This window comes from Lachnoanaerobaculum saburreum DSM 3986 (assembly GCF_000185385.1).
GTDB lineage: Bacteria > Bacillota > Clostridia > Lachnospirales > Lachnospiraceae > Lachnoanaerobaculum > Lachnoanaerobaculum saburreum.
Genome location: NZ_GL622296.1, coordinates 1,225,103 through 1,245,796 on the forward strand (window position 1 = coordinate 1,225,103; position 20,694 = coordinate 1,245,796).

Genomic DNA, 20,694 nt, shown 5'->3' on the forward strand with positions numbered 1-20,694 from the left:
ATATCAGAACAAAGATAGCTTAAGTTGCAGGCACCACCAAAGGTGGTGCTGAAATTTTTATATGGGAAGAATATTTGATAAATTAGTGGGACCGCTTCCGCCTTGTGCATTTCATGAACTTACAGGTTTGTATTGCCCGGGATGCGGAGGTACAAGGGCGGTCAGGTTTTTGGTAAGAGGTAATATAGAAAAAAGCTTTATTTATAATCCGGTGGTATTGTATACAGTTATTGCAACTTTTATTTTTTTCTTTTTTGTAGTAAAGTATAAAATCGGCGGAAGACATTTGAATAAGGATAAACTTATTTTGCCGATGCTGTATATCGGAGTCTTTATAATGCTTTTAAATTGGATTGTGAAGGACTGGTTTCTACTTTTTAGAGGCATAGACTTACTTAAATAGACGGGGATTATAGATGAAAAATACTGAAGAGAAAATAAAAAACAGGTGGGAAAACAGATCCCTCGTATTTGGTATCATATCAATACTGTCATGTATGTGTGCAATGCCTACGTCAGGAGTTCCTTTAGGCATCCCGATTGGAATATTTGCAATTGCATTTGCTGTCATATCTGCTAAAGGCGGAATGAGGGGAAAGGCGGTGGCCGGAATTGTGACCGGAACATTTGGAATAGTTATCGGACTTATTATATATGCCATGATACTTTTTGTGGTAGTACAGCTAAGGGATAAAAGAATTTTAAATCAATTCAGACCGGAACAGCTTAAAGTTATACAGGATTATATTCAACTGTATATAACACATTGATAAGGAGGCAATTTTGACTGACATAGTAAAAATACTTGCGGATGAGTTGGGTATAAATATCTCACAGGTAGAGGCTACCGTTAAGTTGATAGATGAGGGAAATACTATTCCTTTTATTTCAAGATACAGAAAAGAAGTCACAGGTTCACTAAATGATGAGATACTTAGGCAGTTTGATGAAAGATTAAAATATCTAAGGAACCTGGAGGAGAAAAAGGCTCAGGTACTCTGCGCCGTCAAGGAGCAGGGCAAGCTGACTGATGAGCTTAGAAGGGATATTGAAGCTGCCTGTACTTTAGTGGCGGTGGATGATCTGTACAGACCTTTCAGACCGAAGAGGCGTACAAGGGCAATGATTGCTGTTGAAAAGGGGCTTGAAGCCTTTGCAAATGATATATTTGAAGAAAAACTTGAAATAGAGGCAATAAAGGAAGCAAAAAAATATCTCTCTGATAAAGAGGGGCTTGAGGTGGAGACTGAAGCGGATGCTATAGCAGGTGCTATGGATATTATAGCTGAAAAGATTTCAGATGATGCAGGCTTTAGAAATAAGATAAGAGAGATGAGTTTTAAACAGGGTATTTTAATGTCTGCCGCAAAGGATGAGACTACAGAGTCCGTGTATGAAAACTACTATAATTTTGCAGAGAGTGTTTCAAAGGCGGCAGGTTATAAGATACTTGCAATCAACAGAGGTGAGGATGAAAAGATCCTTACTGTAAAGGTTGACCCGCCGCTTGAGGATATTATCAGGTATCTGGAAAGAAATATTATAAAAAAGCACAATAAATTTACAGAGCAGATATTAAAAGATACTATAGATGATGCATATAAGAGACTTATTGCACCTTCTATAGAAAGAGATATAAGGTCAAGTCTTACAGAGGCGGCAGAGGATGAGGCTATAAAGATATTCGGTAAAAATCTGACACAACTTCTTATGCAACCGCCTGTAACAGGCAGGGTGGTACTTGGATGGGATCCTGCTTTTAGAACAGGTTGTAAGCTTGCGGTGGTGGATGAAACGGGAAAGGTTTTGGATACCACGGTTATCTATCCTACAGCACCTCAAAATAAGGTGGAAGCAGCCAAGAAGGTGCTGAAAGAACTTATAAAAAAGTACAATATAAGCCTTATCTCTTTAGGAAACGGTACGGCTTCAAGAGAGTCCGAAAGCATAATTGTAGAGTTGATAAAGGAAGTTGATACTAAGCTTGAATACATTATAGTAAATGAGGCGGGAGCAAGTGTATACTCCGCAAGCAAGCTTGCAACTGAGGAGTTTCCAAACTTTGATGTGGGTCAGAGATCGGCAGCATCAATTGCCAGACGACTTGAGGATCCTCTTGCGGAACTTGTAAAGATAGATCCGAAGTCTATAGGTGTAGGTCAATATCAACATGACATGAATCAAAAAAAGCTCTCGGAGGCACTTGGTGCAGTGGTGGAAGATTGTGTAAATAAGGTGGGAGTAGATTTAAACACTGCATCCGCACCGCTTTTAGAGTATATTTCAGGTATTTCAAAGGCTGTTGCAAAGAATATAGTTGTATACAGGGAAGAGAACGGAAGCTTCAAAACAAGAAAGGAGCTTTTAAAAGTTTCAAAGCTTGGACCTAAAGCCTTTGAGCAATGTGCAGGATTCCTTAGAATAAATGACGGAAAAGAACCACTTGATATGACAAGTGTGCATCCGGAAAGCTACAGTGCTACCAAAAAGTTGCTCGAGAGCCTTGGCTACAGTGACAAAGATATCACTTTATCAGGTCTTGGCGGTATATCAAAGAAAATACTTGATTTTAAAAAGGTAAGTGATGAACTTGAGATTGGTGAAATTACATTAAGAGATATAGTAAAGGAACTTGAAAAACCGGGCAGAGACCCAAGAGATGAGATGCAAAAGCCGATACTTCGTACAGATGTAATGGAAATGGAAGATTTAAAAGAAGGCATGATTTTAAAGGGTACTGTAAGAAATGTTATCGACTTCGGAGCATTTGTGGATATCGGAGTACATCAGGACGGGCTTGTGCATATATCAAAGTTAAGTAAGAAGTTTATAAAGCATCCGCTTGAGGCGGTAAGTGTAGGAGATATTGTTGAAGTAAGGGTGGACAGTGTGGATTTAAAGAAAAAAAGAATATCCCTGTCTATGGTATTTGATTGATATGAATAAAATAAAGATAGATATGAAGCTGAATGCAAAAGATATCTGGCTGTTTTCCATGTATCACAGCAACAGAGGATTTTTACTTATTTTCAATATATTATTCACAGTGGCAATGTATTACTTTATGATTACCACATGGAACAGAATTGATATTCCAAGAAGGATTTTATTTGTGGTAATGTCAAATATGTTTCTTATAGTGCAGCCGGCAATGCTTTACTTAAAGTCACAAAAGCAGGCAAGGACAGATGCCGTTAGGGCAGGCTTTTCTCTTTCGCTTAACGACGAGGGCATAGAGGTGGTATCAGGAGAAGAAAAGGTGGACTTTAAGTGGGAAATCGGATTTCGTTCAAGGATATTACCGGGAATTATAGTGATATATGTGGACGCTATAAGAGGCTATCTTTTACCTGACAGATATACAAAGGCAAATAAAGAAAGGATAGTCGCTATTTTAAAAGAAAAGACAAGAGTGAGCATATTTTAGAATGAGTAAAGTTATTTTTGAGAGCTTTTGTGACAAGGATACATTTGATATTGCATTTAAGATTGCAAATAATCTAAAGGCAAGAAGTACTCCTGTGGCAGTCTGTCTGGACGGCGACCTTGGAGTAGGCAAGACTGTTTTTGCAAAGGGATTCGGTGCAGGGCTTAATATAAAAAAGGATATTGTAAGCCCTACTTTCAATATAGTAAAAACTTATGAGGGTGAGAAAAGACTTCACCACTTTGATGTATATAGGATTAGTGATATAGCGGAGCTTGATGAGATAGGTTTTGATGAGTTTTTGTTTGATGATGCCGTCATCCTTATAGAGTGGTCAAACTTGATAAAAGAAGCATTGCCAAAAGATGCGATAAAAGTGGTTATATCAAAGAACCCTGAAAAGGGATTTGACTATAGACAAATAGCTGTAGAAGGTATGGATGATGAAGATTTTAGGAATTGAAAGTGCCGCATTGGTGGCATCGGTTGCGATAATAGATGAAAATGTGACAATAGCGGAATATACTACAAATTTTAAAAAGACACATTCAGAAACATTATTGCCGATGCTTGATGAGATAGTAAAGATAACGGGAATAAGCCTTAGTGAGCTTTCGGCTATAGCCGTTTCAGGAGGTCCCGGCTCATTTACCGGACTTAGAATAGGAGCAGCAAGTGCAAAGGGACTTGGGCTGTCACTTGATTTACCTCTTATCCATGTTCCCACACTTGACGCAATGGCATTAAATATATATTCAAGTGATGCGCTTATAGTGCCTATAATGGATGCCAGAAGAAATCAGGTATATACAGGGATATATAAAAACGACACAAAACTTGAGGTTAAAGTACCGTCTATGGCGGTGTCTGTAGATGAGCTTTTTGAAATTTTAAAAGAAACAGATGCAAAGGAAAAAGCGGGAAGGGCGATATTCTTAGGCGACGGTGTGCCTGTATTCAGGGAATATATTGACAAAAACCTTGAAATATCACATGATTTTGCACCTGCAAATTTGAACAGACAAAGAGCATCAAATATTGCAATGCTTGGAATGGAAATGTTAAAGAGCGGCAATATTATATCGGCAGATGATATGAGACCGGAATATCTTAGAAAAAGTCAGGCGGAAAGGGAGAGGGATGTGGATAAGACCGATGCTGATCTCTGATATGGAAGCAATAAAACAACTGGAAAAAGATATTTTTGGCGACGCATGGAGCGAAAATAATATAAAAGACTCTATAGAATCTAAATTTGATTACTGCGTGGTTATCGAAGAAGACTATAGAGTCTTAGCCTATATTATTTTCAGAGTAAATATGGATGAGGCCGAACTTTTCCGTATAGCTACAGATAAAAACAGCAGAAACGTTGGGTTTGCACATGAGCTTATGAACTTTATGATTTCATATCTTAGAGATATGAAGGTGAAAAAAGTGTTCCTTGAGGTCAGATGCCAAAATAAAGATGCTATAAGGTTATATGAAGATTACGGTTTTAAAAAGCTTGGCATCAGGAAAGAATATTATAATAATCCTACAGATGATGCTCTGTTAATGGAAGGATATATAAAATGTTAGATATTTGTTTATTAGGTACAGGGGGTATGATGCCGCTGCCTTACAGATGGTTGACTTCAATGATGGCAAGATGTGAGGGAGTAAATCTTTTGATAGATTGCGGTGAAGGCACTCAGATTGCTATAAAGGAAAAGGGATGGAGCCCGAAACCTATAGATGTGATTTGCTTTACACATTATCATGCGGACCATATAAGCGGACTGCCGGGGCTTTTACTTACAATGGGAAATTGTGAAAAGACTACACCGCTTCTTGTAATAGGACCGAAAGGGCTTGAGAGGGTTGTAAATGCTATGAGAGTCATAGCACCTGAACTCCCGTTTGAAATACAGTTTAGAGAACTTAGAGAAAGTGAAGAAGTTATAGATTTTGCCCCTTATAAAATAGAGGCATATAAGGTAAATCACAGAGTGACCTGTTACGGCTACAGGATTTCTATTGAGAGAAAAGGCAAGTTTGATGCCGAAAGAGCAAAGGCACTGGATATTCCTCTAAAATACTGGAACAAATTGCAACATGGTGAGATTATCATAGACGGAGATAAGACCTATACTCCGGATATGGTAATGGGCGAGGCAAGAAGAGGTATTAAGGTCAATTATTGTACAGATACAAGACCTGAGCCTGTTATTGCGGAGTATGCCGCAGATTGCGACCTCTTTATATGTGAGGGTATGTATGGAGAGGATGATAAGGAAGAAAATGCCAAAGGCTACAAGCATATGACTATGACCGAGGCGGCAAACCTCGGAAAAGAGGCAAATCCGAAGAGAATGTGGCTTACACATTATTCGCCCTCAATGAACAAGCCGGATGAATATATTGAAGGTTTAAAGAAAATTTTCCCGGCTATAAGGACTGCAAGAGACGGATGGAGCATAGAACTGGGTTATGAAGAAGAATAATATAAAAATACTTGCAATAGAAAGTTCCTGTGATGAGACTGCGGCAGCTGTAGTGGAAGACGGAAGGAAGGTACTTTCAAATATTATTTCATCACAGATAGATTTACATACAATATATGGAGGAGTAGTCCCTGAGATTGCCTCCAGAAAACATATAGAGAATATAAATTTTGTAATAAGAGATGCACTGAAAGAGGCAAATGTCACCTTTGATGATATTGATGCCGTAGCGGTTACCTACGGCCCGGGACTTGTAGGGGCTTTGCTTGTAGGAGTAGGCGAAGCAAAGGCACTTGCCTACGGATTAAAAAAGCCCTTGATAGGAGTACATCATATAAAGGGACATGTTTTTGCAAATCTTATAGAGCATGAAAATTTGATGCCTCCTTTTGTATGCCTGATTGTTTCGGGAGGACATACGGAAATAGCTATTGTAAAGGATTATAATGATTTTGAAATAGTTGCAACCACAAGAGATGATGCGGCAGGTGAGGCATTTGATAAGGTGGCAAGAAGTGTAGGTCTTGGTTATCCGGGAGGTCCAAAGATTGACAAGGCGGCAAAGCTTGGCAATCCTTTTGCAATAGAGTTTCCAAAGGCAAGAGTAAATGATTCAAAATATGATTTCAGCTTTTCAGGAGTAAAGTCAGCTGTTTTAAATTATCAAAATAAAGCCAATATGACCGGTGAAAAGATAAATGTAAATGATTTGGCGGCATCTTTTCAAAGAGCTGTGGTGGAGGTATTGGTGGAACATACTGTTACTGTAGCAAAGGATTATAATATAAAGAATGTAGCAATGGCAGGGGGAGTGGCGTCAAATACAGCACTCAGAAGTTTGATGGAGGAAAAATGCAGTGAAGAGGGGTTAAAACTTCACTTTCCGTCACCGGTATATTGTACGGATAATGCGGCAATGATCGGTGTGGCTGCATATTATGAATATTTAAACGGAAACTTTAAGGATTTGACATTAAATGCGGTACCAAATCTTGAACTGTGATTGTAAAGATTATTTTGATATTGGAATATGATTATGAAAAGTACGGCGATAATACTGGCTGCGGGCAGTGGAAAAAGATTTAATGCCAAGGAAAAGAAACAATTTGCAAAGCTTTATGATAAGCCTCTATTATACTATTCCCTGAAAGCATTTAGTGAAAGCAAAGCAGATGAGATTATAATAGTTACATCAGAAGCCGATATTGACTATGTAGGAAAAGATATCGTAAAAAAATACGGATTTTTTAAGGTAAAAGATATTGTTTCCGGCGGAAATGAAAGATATGATTCTGTATATAGTGGATTAAAGGCTGTATCAGGGAATATTTGTCTGATACATGACTGTGCCAGAGCCATGATAAATGTGGAACTTATAAACAGATGCATTGATGCAACGCTTAAGTATAGGGCGGTGGTGCCGACAGTAGCTCCAAAGGATACCATCAGAATAAGAGACGGTGAGTTTGGCGGTGAGACAATTGATCGAAATACCCTTTGTATTATACAGACTCCACAATGTTTTTATACGGAACTTATAAAGTCGGCATTTGAAAAGATGTATAAAACCGATTATAAATCTCTTGGAATTACAGATGATGCTATGGTAGTGGAAAAGTTTAGTGATACAAAGGTAAGACTTATAGAGGGTGATTATAAAAATATAAAGGTAACCACACCTGAGGATATAATGATAGCTAAGGCGTTTTTAGATGCCGAGAATGGTTGATAAAAAGCCGATGCAGCATGTGGTTGCATCGGCTTTTTGGGTGTTTATAAGATATATAAATTTGAAGTTGTAAGGGGGAGTAATGGACATGGGTGTTAAACTTATCCAAGCAATAAAAGAAGATATGGAGACTATTTGGAAGATGCAACTGGAAGCATTTGCAGGACTTTTGGAAAAATATAATGATTATGATATAAGCCCTGCCGCTGAAACATTTGACAAGTTAATGTCAAAGTTTGAACAGCCATGCACAACTTATTATTTTATTTTTGCTAATTCCAAAAGAATTGGTGTGGTTCGTATCATCGATAAGAAAGATGGAAGCAGGAAGAAAATATCTCCAATATGGATAATGCCGGAGTTCAGAAATAAAGGATATGCTCAACAAGCCATCAAGGCTGCTGAAAAAATACATGGAAGTGAAAATTGGTGTTTAGGTACTATTTTACAGGAAAAAGGTAATTGCCATCTCTATGAAAAGCTTGGATATCATAGAATTGAAAAGATAGATAATATCAGCGATATTATGGATATAGTGTACTATGAGAAAGATAGCTGAGACTGATAGATCTCGGTTTTTGGTGCTATAACATAATAATTTACATATTTGCAAAACTACATACCGAAAAGGTCAGCATGAGTACCGGTTTCAGTTGCAACGATAATAAGTCTATCATCTTCAACACGATATATTAATAACCAATCCGGTTCTATGTGACATTCTCTAAAGTCTGACATATTACCGGATAGTTGGTGGTCTCTATATTTGGACTCAAGTGGTTTTCCTGTACTAAGTGAATCAAGTACATCTACTAACTTTGCAATATTTTTACCACGCTTCTTGATTCGCTTTACATCACGCTTCATCTTATTTGTAAATAGAATTTGATACATCTAATCCTCCAACATAGCTAAGACAGCTTCTTTAGCAGAATTATACGGTCCATTTAAGTTTCTATGTAACCTTGCATCTTGAATTGCACTAAGACTTTCATTATATTGCTTTTTATGTACAACAGGAAATGGTAATCCATTGTGTTCAAGTGAAGCATTTAAGAAAATCCTTATTGCTGTTGATGTATCCAAACCCAGACTTGAAAATAGTGAGTCGGCGTCTTTCTTTAGCTGCTCATCTATACGAATTTGTAGTGTTGACATATTGCACCTCCAATACTTAAGCAATTATTTGTAATGTAATTATAGTATAAGTTTAGCATATATGCAATGCTGATAACCGGATTAGATAAAATTAGAATTTGACAAAGTTTAAAGGAGATAACTGTGAAGATAGATATTGTTAAAACAAAAGAGTACTACAATTCATTGTCCTTAGATATGCTATGTGACTGTGATTATTGTAAGCTATACTATGTTAAGTCACGAAAAGAATTTCCTGAATTGGCATTATGGCTGGATAAATATGGTATAGACATAGAGAAACCTTTTGAGGTTATGAGTCTTCAACCGGATGAGAGTGGTATGCTTGAATATATAGGAGTACAGTATATTGTTTTTGGTACTTTTTCGAATAATAATTCATATTATGTTGGAGATTTTAATATAAAGATTGCAAATTCACACCCAAATACTGGAATTAGTGATGAACATTTTGTTTTAGAAGTAATTCCCATGAATTCTATAAAATTATCGCTTAACGGATGAATATTAGGTAAGTCAAATTATGGCTCATCTTTTTTAAAATAAATTATGATATAATATATCTGTAAACATGGAGGAATACTATGCTCAGAGTGTGGTTTGGTGACAGAGATAATGTAATATATAATACATCGGTATATTTTAGAAACAGATATAAAGACAGCTGGATTACAGATGAATTTGCAAGAGCCGCTATTAAAGATATTGACCGATCGGAAGTTTTGGATGCAAATACTATTCAAAGCCCTGTTTTAGGGCAAATTCCGCCGGATAAGCTATCAGGTGGTGTAAAGGCTTTGATATTGATGAAAAATGAACCGGGTAAGACATTTAATGCATCTAACTGTGGAGATAATTGTGCAAAATGGATACTAAAGCTTGGGAAAGAAAAAAATTTTACAATAGCTCTATATCATATAATGGATTTTGGAAAGGAAGATTTTGAAATTCGTATTTTAAATGACAAAAAACTCATTGTACATAATATGAGAGAGTTTTTAGATGCGGCGGATAAATATCTTAAGGAGAATATGCAGTAATGATTGGTAGGGTAAGTATTAAGATAAGCAATCAAAGAAACTCTTATAAATTCACACTAAATCGGAATATTACTATTCTTCGTGGAGACAGCGGCACAGGGAAGACCACATTGTATGATATGATTAGAGATTACAACAATCTGGGAAGAGAAAGCGGAGTAAAGATTAGCGGTGGAAATATTGTAACGCTGGAAGGAAGAAATTGGGAAGACGAACTTGATAAGTTGAGTAAAAAAATTGTAGTGATTGATGAAGGAAGTAAGTTTGTATTTTCAAAGGAATTTGTAAATAAGGTAAAGGGTTGCGATAATTACTTCCTAATAATAACAAGAAGTTATCTTTCACAGTTGCCATACAGTGTTGATGAAATATATCGTATTAAGGGTACCGGAAAGAACAAAGAATTTGAGAGAGTTTATACTGATATTGATAAATTTTATGATAATCCTGATCCAAATAGATTTCCATTCATGCCGGATATTATTATTACAGAAGACAGCAAGTCCGGATATGAGTTTTTCTTAGATACTGTAAAAAATACAAATATAAAATGTGAAGCAGCAGGAGGAAAGTCTAAAATTAAAGGACTTTTGAAAAAATATAAGAGTTCTAATATCATTATTGTAGCAGATGGTGCTGCCATTGGTTGTGAGATGGAGAGTCTTGTAAAAGAACAAGAACTCAGTTACGGTAAGTTGGCATTATTTTTGCCGGAGTCCTTTGAATGGCTAATTTTAAAATCAGGTATATTTGGAAACAGTGCCGGAATAACGGAGACCTATGTTTATGCTGACAGTAAAAAATATGAGAGCTGGGAACAGTACTTTACAGATTTATTGATGAAATTAAGTGAAAAGGATGTTTATAAGAAATATAGTAAAGGAAAGTTACCCTTATACTACATACAGCCGGACATAAAGGGGAAAATAATGATGCAGATTGCACATATTAAGTTGGATAATTAAGGTGTAATATGAAAAGAAATAAATTATATTTACTATTGTTTATGATATTTTTTTATTCTCAGGTTGCATGAGAAAAGATGAAAACATCATCACAAGTGAGGGAGCAGAAAGTACAATTATTGAAGATAGTACGGTTGCCAAAGCTAATGACAATGAGAGCAAAGAAGAGAGTTTTAAGGATGTTTGGTGTAATGTTAAACAATAAAGACTTGAAAATTTAGTATGCAAATAACAGGACACCTTTTAGGAAGCTTATTAAAAAAAGTAATTAAGAAATTCCGGTTTACCAGTCAGGATAAATTCGAATTTGGTGGTTTGAAGCATGAATTATATAAGACAAGCAACGATTAATGATTTAGTGAGAATAGCTGAAATATTTGTATTTAACTATAGGCTAAATTTTTATCCGATATTTCAAGAAGATACTTTCTATTTTGAAGAGTTAACAGTTTTTAATATGGTAGAAAGTTTTGCAAAAGAATTAGATAGCATATGGGTATATGATGATGGTGTAGTAAAAGGATTTATTCAAATCGAAAAACGAGAAGTGAAGAGATTATTTGTTGAACCTGTTCTTCAAGGGAAAGCAATCGGAACTGAATTGTTAGAATATGGAATAGCAGAAAGGGATGCTAATCATTTATGGGCATTAGAAAAAAATATAAAAGCAATAGCATTTTATAAAAGACATGGTTTTGACACGACAAATGAAAAGAAATATGAAGAAGACACAACAGAGTTTCTTGTTCGTATGGAGAAATAAATCTCAGTTTGCTAAGCTCGGTAATTATAATTTAAAAAGCCGAATTATAAAAACAATGAGGGACAAATAAAATATGAAATTGAAATTGAAATTAGAAAATATTGAATCGAAAAGAACTGAAGAACCGGCAAATTTAATCAGAGCATACAATAGATCCAATAGAGAGCCATCTAAAAGTGAGCCTTTAAATATTTATTTGGAAGATGAACAGGGCAATTTAAAGGCAGGAATGGTAGCGGAAACTTTTGGCAATTGGCTTGAGATTGAATATTTATATGTCAGTGATGATTTACGGGGACAAGGGATCGGTTCAAAAATTTTGAAAGTGGCGGAAAGAGAGTCAAAAGAGAGAGGGTGTAAGTATTCATTCGTGGATACTTTTAATTTTCAAGCACTGAAATTTTATGAAAAGCATGGTTATAAAGAGGTGTTTGCATTGAAAAAATATCCTTATACAGGTGAGAGATACTATTATACAAAAGAGTTGTGATTTGAAATGTAGTTTGGAAATTAGATTATTTAATATGATAAATATTATGGGTAAATCAGTATTTATAGAGGAGGGATGATGAAAGATATTAGACCGGATTTTAAAGATATAAAATCATTTGAAGAATTTAACAGATACTATTGGTATCGAGAAGAACTTTCACAAATTTGTAAGTCTCTTGGGCTGGAATATAGATGCACAAAGCAAGAGCTGAACTTAATTATAGAACAATTTTTTAAGGGAAATAGAGTAGAAAAATCTGTAAGGAAAGTAAAGAAAAATCAAACTGAATCGATAAATTTAAATATGCCATTGCTTGAATCCGGATTTTCCTTTAACAAAAAATTTAGAGATTATTTTTCTGCCGTAACAGGTGTTAATCCATTTAAATTTAATGCTGATATGGCAACAGCTTGGAGGAAAGTAAAAGCCGAAAATGATTTAAACTTTACGATACAAGATATGCTGAAAGTATATTATGGTGAATCAAATTACGCTAAGTATGATAATTCAGCTTGTCAATGGAATCAATTTTTAAAAGATTTTTGTTTAGATGAATGTAGCAATAATTACTCTGATAAGTTAAAAGCTGCAGCTACCCTTTGGAAAGAAGTTAGAAACTCAAAAAATGAAAAAATATATTCACGGGAACTTTTAAAAAAATATGAAGACAAAATAGAGGAGTACTTAAAGTAAATAAATCTGATTTTAAGAGTTTGAAAGGGGGTATACAGACATTGATGAATTTTATGAAGAGAAATAAATTTTATTTACTGCTTACTATGATTATTTGCATATGCTGGGGTTGTAAGAGTAAAAATATGAATACCGTCACAAATGAGGAAGCAGAAAGTACAATTGTTGAAAATAGTAATGATATAAAAACAAATGATAATGAGAGCAAGGAAGAAAGCACTGAGGAAAGTGCTGTGAAACTTTCGGATTTTATAAATCCTGAGGGCAATACACTTTTTACCCGTTTTATTACTCCAAAGGGATATAAAAGGGTGGAAGCCGCTGAGGGAAGTTTTGCCCATTTTATAGGCAATTATAATTTGGAGCCTGACGGTACTCCGGTATTTTATTTTGACAAAAGACAAAAGGGCGGAGAAGGTCATGTGGCGGTATTTTCCATGGAAGTGGCTGAGGAGGATTTGCAGCAATGTGCAGACAGCATTATGAGAGTATATGCGGAATATTTGTATAAGACAGGAGAGCAGGATAAAATAAGCTTCACATTTGTAGACGGCTTTGTATGCGATTTTAAGCACTGGAGACAGGGGTATAGGGTAAAGTTTTCAAATGATAAACCGTACTGGGAGAAAAGTGCAAATCCTGACAGTGGTGAAGAAACATTTAAAAAGTATCTTCGCATTGTATTTGCCTATTCTTCCACACTTTCCATGGAAAAGGAGTCAAGACCTGTAGATATCTCTGAAATTCGGGTGGGGGATATTTTTATAAAGGGAGGAAGCCCCGGACATGTGGTAATGGTGGCTGATATCTGTGAAAATGAAGCAGGAGAAAAGGCATTCTTACTTGCACAGGGCTTTATGCCGGCACAAAGCTTTCATATAATCAAAAATCCCGCCCACAGTGAGGACCCATGGTATTATGAAGGTGAGATAAAATATCCTTTAAGAACACAGAATTATACCTTTGATGAGGGAAGTTTAAAAAGGCTTGATTATTTGCAATAGATATAGGCGTTAGTTATTGACACCTAACTTAAAAAGGGATAAAATGATAACAAAGTTATCAGAAAGGTAAAGGTATGTCAAACGGAGCATATGATATCACACATAAAAAGATATTGGAAAGTGGAAAGGAACTTTTTTTAAAAAATGGTTATGAAAGGACCAATCTCAGGGAGCTTTGTAAGAAGGCAGGAGTTACTACAGGTGCATTTTACAGGCATTTTGAGGACAAGTCTTCCATCTTTCGAGAACTTGTAGATGATGTGGCAACCGGTCTTTTATCCGGATTTGATAGAGCTGAAGATAAATGCTTTGATAATATAGATACGGGAAATACGGATGAAATCTGGAATATTTCTTCAGATGCTATAAGAGAATTTATACACTATATTTATATGCATTTCGATATATTTAAGCTTATAATTTGCTGCTCGGACGGAACGGAATATAATAACTATATTGACCGCATTGTTGAGCGTGAATTAAACAGTATGTATCGTATGTATGAAGCACTGGATGAAAAGGGGATTTCTTATAATCGTGTTGCAAAGAATGAGTTACATATGATTATACATGCATATTATGCCTGTATTTTTGAAACGGTTTTACATGATTTCAGTAAAGAAACAGCACTGGATTCTGTTCAAAGTCTGTCGAGTTTTTTTACAGCAGGATGGAGGAAACTGCTTCAAATCTAGGATTGTCACAATATGTGGCATATTTTCGACTCAAAGATAACTAAGTGTGCAATCTAAGTTATCATAAATTAGATAAATAAATTCTAGGAGGAATTTGTATGAAAAGTGATAGTTTAAAGACAAAAGATTTGATTCATGTAGGTGTGTATACGGCAATTTATATTGTGGTATTTTTTACAGTGGGAATGATTAATGCAATCCCATTCCTTTATCCTCTGCTGTTTATTTTGGTTCCGCTTATTACAGGAATACCTTTTATGTTATTTTTGACTAAAGTGGAAAAGTTCGGAATGGTAAGTATTATGGCGGTTATTATCGGTATATTTTGGTATATTATGGGATATACATGGATTCCGACTGTAAGCTTTATTGTGTTGGGACTTATTTCCGACTTTGTTATGAAAGCGGGAAAATATAAAAAGTTCAGCATGAATATTCTTGGATTTGTAATTTTTTCTTGCAGTATGCTGGGGCTTCCTGCACCGATGTGGCTGATGACAGAGACCTATATGGCAGGTGTTCGAGAAGCTATGGGTGAGAAATATGTGATGGAAGTAACAAAATTTATGCCGCCATGGATGGGATTTGTGGCATTGGTTTGTATTATTATTTCTTCAATTCTTGGGGCATTTATTGGCAGAAGGATGTTAAAAAAGCATTTTGAGAGAGCGGGAATTGCATAGTATGGAAGAAAATATAATTTATGAGCCTCCAAAACATAGGGGATTATACCTTGATCCTCGTACTAAAGTACTTGTTATGCTTGTACTTGCAACTTTGATTTTTTTCGTTCATAAGAATCTTATATTGAATTCAATACTTGTATTTATTCCTATTTTTTTATTGATTTCAGATAAGAGATATCGTCCGGCTTTTATTTATGGAGGTTTATTTGTAATTACAATCTTTGTAAAAATATATGGAGGAAAGTTTGAATTCCCATATCTGATTTCTATGATTTTAGGACTTATTGTAGAACTTATTTTTAGATTTTTCCCTGTATTTATGTTTGGTTATTATATTATAAAATCAACAAAGCCGAATGAGTTTATATCCGCAATGAATTTGTGGCATGTTCCGGAGGCATTTATTATTCCTGTTTCGGTCGTTTTTAGATTTGTTCCGACCTTGGCAGAGGAGAATAAGTCTATTAGTAATGCAATGAGGATGAGAGAGATAAGATTCGGAACAAAGAAATTCCTGAAAAACCCGTCAATGATTTTGGAATACAGATTGGTTCCACTGATGATGTCTGTTGCAAAGATAGGCGAAGAACTTTCGGCGGCGGCACTTTCAAGAGGACTTGGTGGACTTAAAAAAAGGACATGTATGGTTGAGCTGAGATTTGGAATATGGGATGTATGTATGGCTATTCTCATATTTGCTTTAGTTATATGGACAATAATAGGGAGAATATAAATAGTATGGTTGTGCTTGAAAATGTATCTTTTTCTTATAATACTGTAGAGCATAGTGCCGGCGTTTATGATATCAATCTGGAGATTTTGCCCGGGCAGGTTGTGATTCTTTGCGGTGCTTCAGGCTGTGGCAAGACTACAATTACAAGATTGATTAACGGGCTTTCACCAGCATATTATCCGGGAGAGCTCAAAGGCAGAATATTAATTGACGGCATAGATTCATCTGAATTGACATTATACGAATTGTCACAAAAAATAGGCTCCGTTTTTCAAAATCCTCGTTCTCAGTTTTTTAGTGTGGACTCCACCGGAGAGATCGCTTTCGGATGCGAAAATACCGGTGTATCAAGAGAAGAAATATATAAAAGAATAGGTAGTATAACCAAGGATTTAAATATGGAATACCTTCTTGACAGAGATATTTTCGCTTTGTCAGGAGGTGAAAAGCAAAAGATTGCATGTGCATCTGTTGCAGCAATGTTACCGGAAATTTTTATCCTTGATGAACCATCTTCAAATTTGGATCTTCGTACTATTTCCGATTTAAAGGAGGTAATAAGAAATTGGAAAAAGCAAGGTAAGACTGTTATTATTGCTGAGCATAGGCTGTATTATCTGATGGAGCTTGCGGACAGAGTCATTTATATGAAGGACGGAAGGATTGTAAATGACTTATCTATTGATGAATTTAAAAAAATTGAAGAAACACAATTGCATCAAATGGGACTTCGTTCCGTTTATCCGGTCAAATTTGAGGAAAGGAATGATGAAAACAGTAATAAAAACAACTTCAGTTTTAATAATATTTCATTTTCTTATGGGAAAAGAAAATTTATCGATATTCCTGATATAACAGTTCCATATGGTGCAATTGTAGGAGTTTTAGGGTATAATGGTGCAGGTAAGTCCACTCTTGCAAAGATGATATGCGGACTTGAAAAAAGGGTAAAGGGAAGTTTAAACTATAAATCCGGTATTATTATGGCAAAGGATTGGAAAAATCTAAGTTATATGGTAATGCAGGATGTAAATCACCAGTTGTTTACGGAAAGTGTTTTGGATGAAGTTATTTTAAGTATGGAAGAAGATGATGAGATTGCAAAAGAAAATGCTAAGAAAATACTTAAAGATCTGAATCTGGAGATGTTTTGTGATGTACATCCACTCTCTCTTTCGGGAGGTCAAAAACAGAGAGTGGCAATTGGCAGTGCAATAGCAAGTGATAAGGAAATATTGATTTTTGATGAGCCGACAAGTGGTCTTGACTATGAGCATATGTTGGAAGTTTCTGAAATCATAAAGCATTTAAAAGCTGAGGGAAGAACAAGCTTTATCATAACTCATGATCCGGAGTTTTTAAAGGAATGCTGTGATTATTTGATTTTTTTGGAGAATGGAAAGCTTTTATGGTCAGGAGCATGGACAAAAGAAAATGCGGGAAGAGTGAGTGAATTTTTTGAAATATAAGGCTTATAGCAAAAATCTTAGATATACGGGAGACCAAATGGTAAGAGAGATAAAGGAGAATGTGGTTACTCATGTCGATTATCGCGGCAGTGGCTATGCAAGTGAATGTTGAAATTTTGCCGGAGAGATAGCTAAAAAAGAGAATTGCTATAAGATGATGCTTTTAACAGGCTCAAAGGATGAATCAACATTAAACTTTTATAAAAATGCAGGCTATAATTGTGCCGATAAGACAGCATTTATACAGTGGATTAAATAATATTTATAAAATAAGTAAGGGGTATATCGGGGGAAAGAAAACCTAATTCCGATATACCCTAATAAAGTCAATGGAGTCTTCGGACTACACTGACTTTTTTATTATTTCTAATATATGCTATGTTAATAATTTGAAATATGATAAAATATATAAGCCAATTGTTTGAAATTATAAGGGACCACTTGAAAAACTAATATACACATTTTATTTGGTGACAATGAAAATGTAATGGTGTGGGTTAGTAAGGGTTTTAACGGAGATTTAAACAATATTATAGAATTTATAGAGTATGGAGAATAAATAATGGCCGGAAAAAACAATGCAAATATAGGCTTTGAAAAGCAAATTTGGGATGCAGCTTGTGTTCTTTGGGGGCATATTCCTGCTGCTGAATATAGAAAGGTAATAGTTGGACTTATTTTTCTTCGTTATATATCCAGTGCCTTTGAAAAGCGTTACGAGGAACTTTTGGAAGAAGGTGATGGTTTTGAAGATGACAGAGATGCATATGCAGAAGAAAATATTTTCTTTGTGCCGGAAGAAGCTCGTTGGAGTAAGATTGCATCTTCGGCACATACAGCTGAAATCGGTATAGTAATTGACAATGCTATGAGGGAAATCGAAAAAGAAAATGTGAGTTTGAAAAATGTTTTGCCTAAGAATTATGCCGGTCCTGATTTAGATAAAAGAGTATTGGGGGAAGTTGTAGACTTATTTACTAACGAAGTAAAAATGGATGGAACAGAGGCAAGTAAAGATTTATTGGGCAGGACATATGAATATTGTATTGCTCAGTTTGCTGCCTATGAAGGAACAAAGGGCGGAGAGTTTTACACACCTTCAAGTATTGTAAAAACGATTGTTGCCATACTGAAACCATTTAATAACTGCCGTGTATATGATCCTTGTTGCGGCAGTGGCGGTATGTTTGTACAAAGTGAAAAGTTTGTACAGGCTCATAGTGATAATCGAGGGAGTATTTCTGTTTATGGTCAAGAATCCAATGCAGATACATGGAAGATGGCAAAAATGAATATGGCAATAAGAGGAATTGATGCGAATTTCGGTCCTTATCATGCAGATACATTTTTTAATGATATCCATAAAACATTAAAATCTGATTTCATTATGGCAAATCCACCGTTTAACCTTTCTAATTGGGGAGCGGATAAATTAAAAGATGATGTCAGATGGAAGTATGGAATGCCACCGGCAGGGAATGCAAACTATGCGTGGATACAACATATGATTCACCACTTAGCACCTAATGGGAAAATAGGCTTAGTACTTGCTAATGGTGCATTATCATCTCAAACTTCAGGAGAAGGAGAAATAAGAAAAAAGATTATAGAAGATGATCTGGTGGAAGGTATTGTAGCTTTACCTACACAGCTATTTTATAGTGTAACTATTCCGGTGACACTGTGGTTTATTACTAAGAATAAAAAGCAAAAAGGAAGGACTCTATTTATTGATGCCAGAAAAATGGGATATATGGTTGATAGGAAACATAGAGACTTTACGGAAGGGATACAAGAAGACGGAAGCCTTGGGGATATTGACTTATTGGCAAAGACTTTTGAAGATTTTCAAAATGGAGTATTGAAGGAGAGAAAAGGATTTTCTGCTATTGCTACGATAAAAGATATAGCAAAACATGACTATATCTTAACTCCCGGTCGATATGTGGGTATTGAGGAACAGGAAGATGACGGAGAGCCTTTTGAAGAAAAGATGACAAGGCTGACCTCAGAACTCTCAGATATGTTTAAAAAGTCTCATGAGTTGGAAGAGGAGATTAGAAAGAAACTGGGGGCGATTGGGTATGAAGTTTAAAAGATACGCTCTTTCGGAATTGGTGACGATTAAATATGGAAAAAATCAAAAAAAAGTTCATTCAGATGATGGAAATATTCCTATTTATGGTACAGGAGGATTAATGGGGTATGCGAAAACAGCACTTTATGATAAACCATCTGTTTTGATTGGAAGAAAAGGGACAATAGGAAAAGTTAAATATGTAGAGCATCCATTTTGGACAGTTGATACGCTTTTTTATACTATCATTAATACAGACATTGTAACTCCCAAATACCTATATTATGTTATGTCTCTTATAGACTTAAACAACTATAACGAGGGAACTACCATTCCAAGTCTGAGAACAGAAACTCTTAACAGGCTTGAATTTAATATTCCTTCAATAGAGGAACAAGAAATAGTGCTTTCTTGCCTTAATCCGATAGATGAAAAAATCGAACTGAATAATGCGATAAACAATAATTTAGAGCAGCAAGCTAAGGCTATCTTTTCAAAGGAGTTTTTAACTCTTGAAACATTGCCTGATGGTTGGAATCAAGCTAGTTTGATAGACATTGCAGACTATCTAAACGGTCTTGCTATGCAAAAATATCGTCCAACTGCTGATGAAACAGGCATTCCGGTTCTTAAAATCAAAGAGCTTCGTCAAACCTGTTGTGATGATAACAGCGAACTGTGTTCTCCAAATATTAAAAGCGAGTACATTATTCAAGATGGTGATGTTATTTTCTCTTGGTCAGGCAGTTTGTTAGTTGATTTTTGGTGCGGAGGTATTTGCGGCTTAAATCAACATTTGTTTAAAGTAACATCAAACAAGTATAACAAGTGGTTCTATTATGCTTGGACAAAACACCATCTTGACCGATTTATAGCCGTTGCTGCTGACAAAGCTACAACAATGGGACACATTAAGCGTGATGAACTCGCAAAAGCAAAGGTTCTCATACCTAATGAAGCAGATTACCAACGAATTGGAGCTTTACTTCAGCCAATTTATGATTTGATTATCTCAAATCGAATAGAGAATAAGAAACTCTCTTCATTAAGAGACACTCTTTTACCTAAACTAATGTCCGGCGAACTTGATGTCTCTAACATCGACTTTTAAGCTGCTAATAGACTCGAAAACTGCTCCGCAGTTTCCTCGTTACCGCCTCTGTCAGACACCTTGCCGTCCGTATGCAAGCATTCGTCCGTCTTCGGTGTCTGCCTGCGCTGCTTCGCAGCTATCCGTGCGTTGCACGGATGAGTCGGTAAATTATTGTTTACCTGC

General features: G+C 35.7%; 28 protein-coding genes. 26 read left to right on the top strand and 2 right to left on the bottom strand.

The genetic code is table 11. The annotated features are described in order from the left end of the window. Positions 1–61 precede the first annotated feature (61 nt). The 11 genes from HMPREF0381_RS05735 to HMPREF0381_RS05785 all read left to right on the top strand — a co-directional run bounded on the left by HMPREF0381_RS05735 (position 62) and on the right by HMPREF0381_RS05785 (position 8,201). Positions 62–403, top strand: coding sequence for a DUF2752 domain-containing protein (locus HMPREF0381_RS05735; protein ID WP_008750974.1), 342 nt, complete (start codon positions 62–64; stop codon positions 401–403). 13 nt (positions 404–416) lie between these two features. After that, a complete protein-coding gene (locus tag HMPREF0381_RS05740; protein ID WP_008750975.1) occupies positions 417–770 on the top strand; it encodes a hypothetical protein in 354 nt (117 codons plus the stop codon). Between the two features lie 13 nt (positions 771–783). Next, positions 784–2,937: a Tex family protein gene (locus HMPREF0381_RS05745; RefSeq protein WP_008750976.1), complete on the top strand. Its 2,154-nt coding sequence runs from the start codon at positions 784–786 to the stop codon at positions 2,935–2,937. Position 2,938: 1 nt separating this feature from the next. Then, positions 2,939–3,427, top strand: a complete 489-nt coding sequence (locus HMPREF0381_RS05750; RefSeq protein WP_008750977.1) for a YcxB family protein — start codon at positions 2,939–2,941, stop codon at positions 3,425–3,427. A gap of 1 nt (position 3,428) precedes the next feature. Next, a complete protein-coding gene (gene tsaE / locus HMPREF0381_RS05755; RefSeq protein ID WP_008750978.1) occupies positions 3,429–3,890 on the top strand; it encodes a tRNA (adenosine(37)-N6)-threonylcarbamoyltransferase complex ATPase subunit type 1 TsaE in 462 nt (153 codons plus the stop codon). Next, on the top strand, positions 3,868–4,596 hold the full coding sequence (gene tsaB, locus HMPREF0381_RS05760) for a tRNA (adenosine(37)-N6)-threonylcarbamoyltransferase complex dimerization subunit type 1 TsaB (protein ID WP_008750979.1): 729 nt from the start codon (positions 3,868–3,870) through the stop codon (positions 4,594–4,596). Before tsaE ends, tsaB begins: the two co-directional genes overlap by 23 nt. A gap of 1 nt (position 4,597) precedes the next feature. Further along, positions 4,598–5,008 carry a ribosomal protein S18-alanine N-acetyltransferase gene (rimI, locus tag HMPREF0381_RS05765; protein WP_242824394.1) on the top strand — a complete coding sequence of 137 codons (411 nt, stop codon included), beginning with the start codon at positions 4,598–4,600 and terminating at the stop codon, positions 5,006–5,008. Next, complete coding sequence (locus tag HMPREF0381_RS05770; RefSeq protein ID WP_008750981.1) at positions 5,002–5,913, top strand: ribonuclease Z; 912 nt, start codon at positions 5,002–5,004, stop codon at positions 5,911–5,913. Before rimI ends, HMPREF0381_RS05770 begins: the two co-directional genes overlap by 7 nt. After that, a complete protein-coding gene (gene tsaD, locus HMPREF0381_RS05775; protein WP_008750982.1) occupies positions 5,900–6,916 on the top strand; it encodes a tRNA (adenosine(37)-N6)-threonylcarbamoyltransferase complex transferase subunit TsaD in 1,017 nt (338 codons plus the stop codon). Before HMPREF0381_RS05770 ends, tsaD begins: the two co-directional genes overlap by 14 nt. Before the next feature lie 33 nt (positions 6,917–6,949). Then, the gene (ispD, locus tag HMPREF0381_RS05780; RefSeq protein ID WP_040461202.1) at positions 6,950–7,642 is read left to right on the top strand and encodes a 2-C-methyl-D-erythritol 4-phosphate cytidylyltransferase; all 693 of its coding nucleotides are present in this window, start codon (positions 6,950–6,952) and stop codon (positions 7,640–7,642) included. 82 nt (positions 7,643–7,724) lie between these two features. Continuing rightward, entirely contained in the window at positions 7,725–8,201 is a 477-nt protein-coding gene (locus HMPREF0381_RS05785; protein WP_008750984.1) for a GNAT family N-acetyltransferase, read from the top strand. 56 nt (positions 8,202–8,257) lie between these two features. Here the strand turns inward: HMPREF0381_RS05785 and HMPREF0381_RS05790 are convergent, their stop codons facing one another. Both HMPREF0381_RS05790 and HMPREF0381_RS05795 read right to left on the bottom strand, forming a co-directional pair. After that, positions 8,258–8,536, bottom strand: a complete 279-nt coding sequence (locus HMPREF0381_RS05790; protein WP_008750985.1) for a type II toxin-antitoxin system YafQ family toxin — start codon at positions 8,534–8,536, stop codon at positions 8,258–8,260. Further along, positions 8,537–8,800, bottom strand: coding sequence for a type II toxin-antitoxin system RelB/DinJ family antitoxin (locus HMPREF0381_RS05795; RefSeq protein ID WP_008750986.1), 264 nt, complete (start codon positions 8,798–8,800; stop codon positions 8,537–8,539). Positions 8,801–8,923: 123 nt separating this feature from the next. On the opposite strand from HMPREF0381_RS05795, the gene HMPREF0381_RS05800 reads away from it, so the two are divergent. From HMPREF0381_RS05800 to HMPREF0381_RS05865, 15 genes are all read left to right on the top strand, one after another. Then, the gene (locus HMPREF0381_RS05800) at positions 8,924–9,304 is read left to right on the top strand and encodes a hypothetical protein (protein WP_008750987.1); all 381 of its coding nucleotides are present in this window, start codon (positions 8,924–8,926) and stop codon (positions 9,302–9,304) included. A gap of 80 nt (positions 9,305–9,384) precedes the next feature. Further along, a complete protein-coding gene (locus HMPREF0381_RS05805) occupies positions 9,385–9,840 on the top strand; it encodes a DUF4869 domain-containing protein (protein WP_008750988.1) in 456 nt (151 codons plus the stop codon). Continuing rightward, positions 9,840–10,805, top strand: a complete 966-nt coding sequence (locus HMPREF0381_RS05810; RefSeq protein WP_008750989.1) for a hypothetical protein — start codon at positions 9,840–9,842, stop codon at positions 10,803–10,805. The genes HMPREF0381_RS05805 and HMPREF0381_RS05810 overlap by 1 nt, the downstream gene beginning before the upstream one ends. Positions 10,806–10,872: 67 nt before the next feature. Further along, the gene (locus tag HMPREF0381_RS15000; RefSeq protein WP_008750990.1) at positions 10,873–11,010 is read left to right on the top strand and encodes a hypothetical protein; all 138 of its coding nucleotides are present in this window, start codon (positions 10,873–10,875) and stop codon (positions 11,008–11,010) included. A 117-nt stretch (positions 11,011–11,127) separates the two neighbouring features. Continuing rightward, entirely contained in the window at positions 11,128–11,568 is a 441-nt protein-coding gene (locus HMPREF0381_RS05815) for a GNAT family N-acetyltransferase (protein WP_008750991.1), read from the top strand. A gap of 79 nt (positions 11,569–11,647) precedes the next feature. Beyond that, positions 11,648–12,058, top strand: a complete 411-nt coding sequence (locus HMPREF0381_RS05820; RefSeq protein ID WP_040461726.1) for a GNAT family N-acetyltransferase — start codon at positions 11,648–11,650, stop codon at positions 12,056–12,058. A 78-nt stretch (positions 12,059–12,136) separates the two neighbouring features. Next, positions 12,137–12,754: an SAP domain-containing protein gene (locus tag HMPREF0381_RS05825; RefSeq protein WP_008750993.1), complete on the top strand. Its 618-nt coding sequence runs from the start codon at positions 12,137–12,139 to the stop codon at positions 12,752–12,754. Between the two features lie 44 nt (positions 12,755–12,798). After that, positions 12,799–13,758 carry a DUF4846 domain-containing protein gene (locus tag HMPREF0381_RS05830; protein ID WP_008750994.1) on the top strand — a complete coding sequence of 320 codons (960 nt, stop codon included), beginning with the start codon at positions 12,799–12,801 and terminating at the stop codon, positions 13,756–13,758. Positions 13,759–13,832: 74 nt separating this feature from the next. Continuing rightward, positions 13,833–14,453 carry a TetR/AcrR family transcriptional regulator gene (locus HMPREF0381_RS05835; protein ID WP_008750995.1) on the top strand — a complete coding sequence of 207 codons (621 nt, stop codon included), beginning with the start codon at positions 13,833–13,835 and terminating at the stop codon, positions 14,451–14,453. A gap of 98 nt (positions 14,454–14,551) precedes the next feature. Further along, positions 14,552–15,136 carry an MptD family putative ECF transporter S component gene (locus tag HMPREF0381_RS05840; protein WP_008750996.1) on the top strand — a complete coding sequence of 195 codons (585 nt, stop codon included), beginning with the start codon at positions 14,552–14,554 and terminating at the stop codon, positions 15,134–15,136. A gap of 1 nt (position 15,137) precedes the next feature. After that, positions 15,138–15,872 carry an energy-coupling factor transporter transmembrane component T gene (locus HMPREF0381_RS05845; RefSeq protein WP_008750997.1) on the top strand — a complete coding sequence of 245 codons (735 nt, stop codon included), beginning with the start codon at positions 15,138–15,140 and terminating at the stop codon, positions 15,870–15,872. A gap of 5 nt (positions 15,873–15,877) precedes the next feature. Beyond that, a complete protein-coding gene (locus tag HMPREF0381_RS05850; protein ID WP_040461206.1) occupies positions 15,878–17,341 on the top strand; it encodes an ABC transporter ATP-binding protein in 1,464 nt (487 codons plus the stop codon). Beyond that, a complete protein-coding gene (locus tag HMPREF0381_RS15705; RefSeq protein WP_330370239.1) occupies positions 17,322–17,453 on the top strand; it encodes a hypothetical protein in 132 nt (43 codons plus the stop codon). The genes HMPREF0381_RS05850 and HMPREF0381_RS15705 overlap by 20 nt, the downstream gene beginning before the upstream one ends. A gap of 450 nt (positions 17,454–17,903) precedes the next feature. Next, a complete protein-coding gene (locus HMPREF0381_RS05860) occupies positions 17,904–19,436 on the top strand; it encodes a type I restriction-modification system subunit M (protein WP_008751000.1) in 1,533 nt (510 codons plus the stop codon). Further along, positions 19,426–20,529: a restriction endonuclease subunit S gene (locus tag HMPREF0381_RS05865; protein ID WP_008751001.1), complete on the top strand. Its 1,104-nt coding sequence runs from the start codon at positions 19,426–19,428 to the stop codon at positions 20,527–20,529. The genes HMPREF0381_RS05860 and HMPREF0381_RS05865 overlap by 11 nt, the downstream gene beginning before the upstream one ends. The last annotated feature ends 165 nt before the right edge of the window (positions 20,530–20,694 follow it).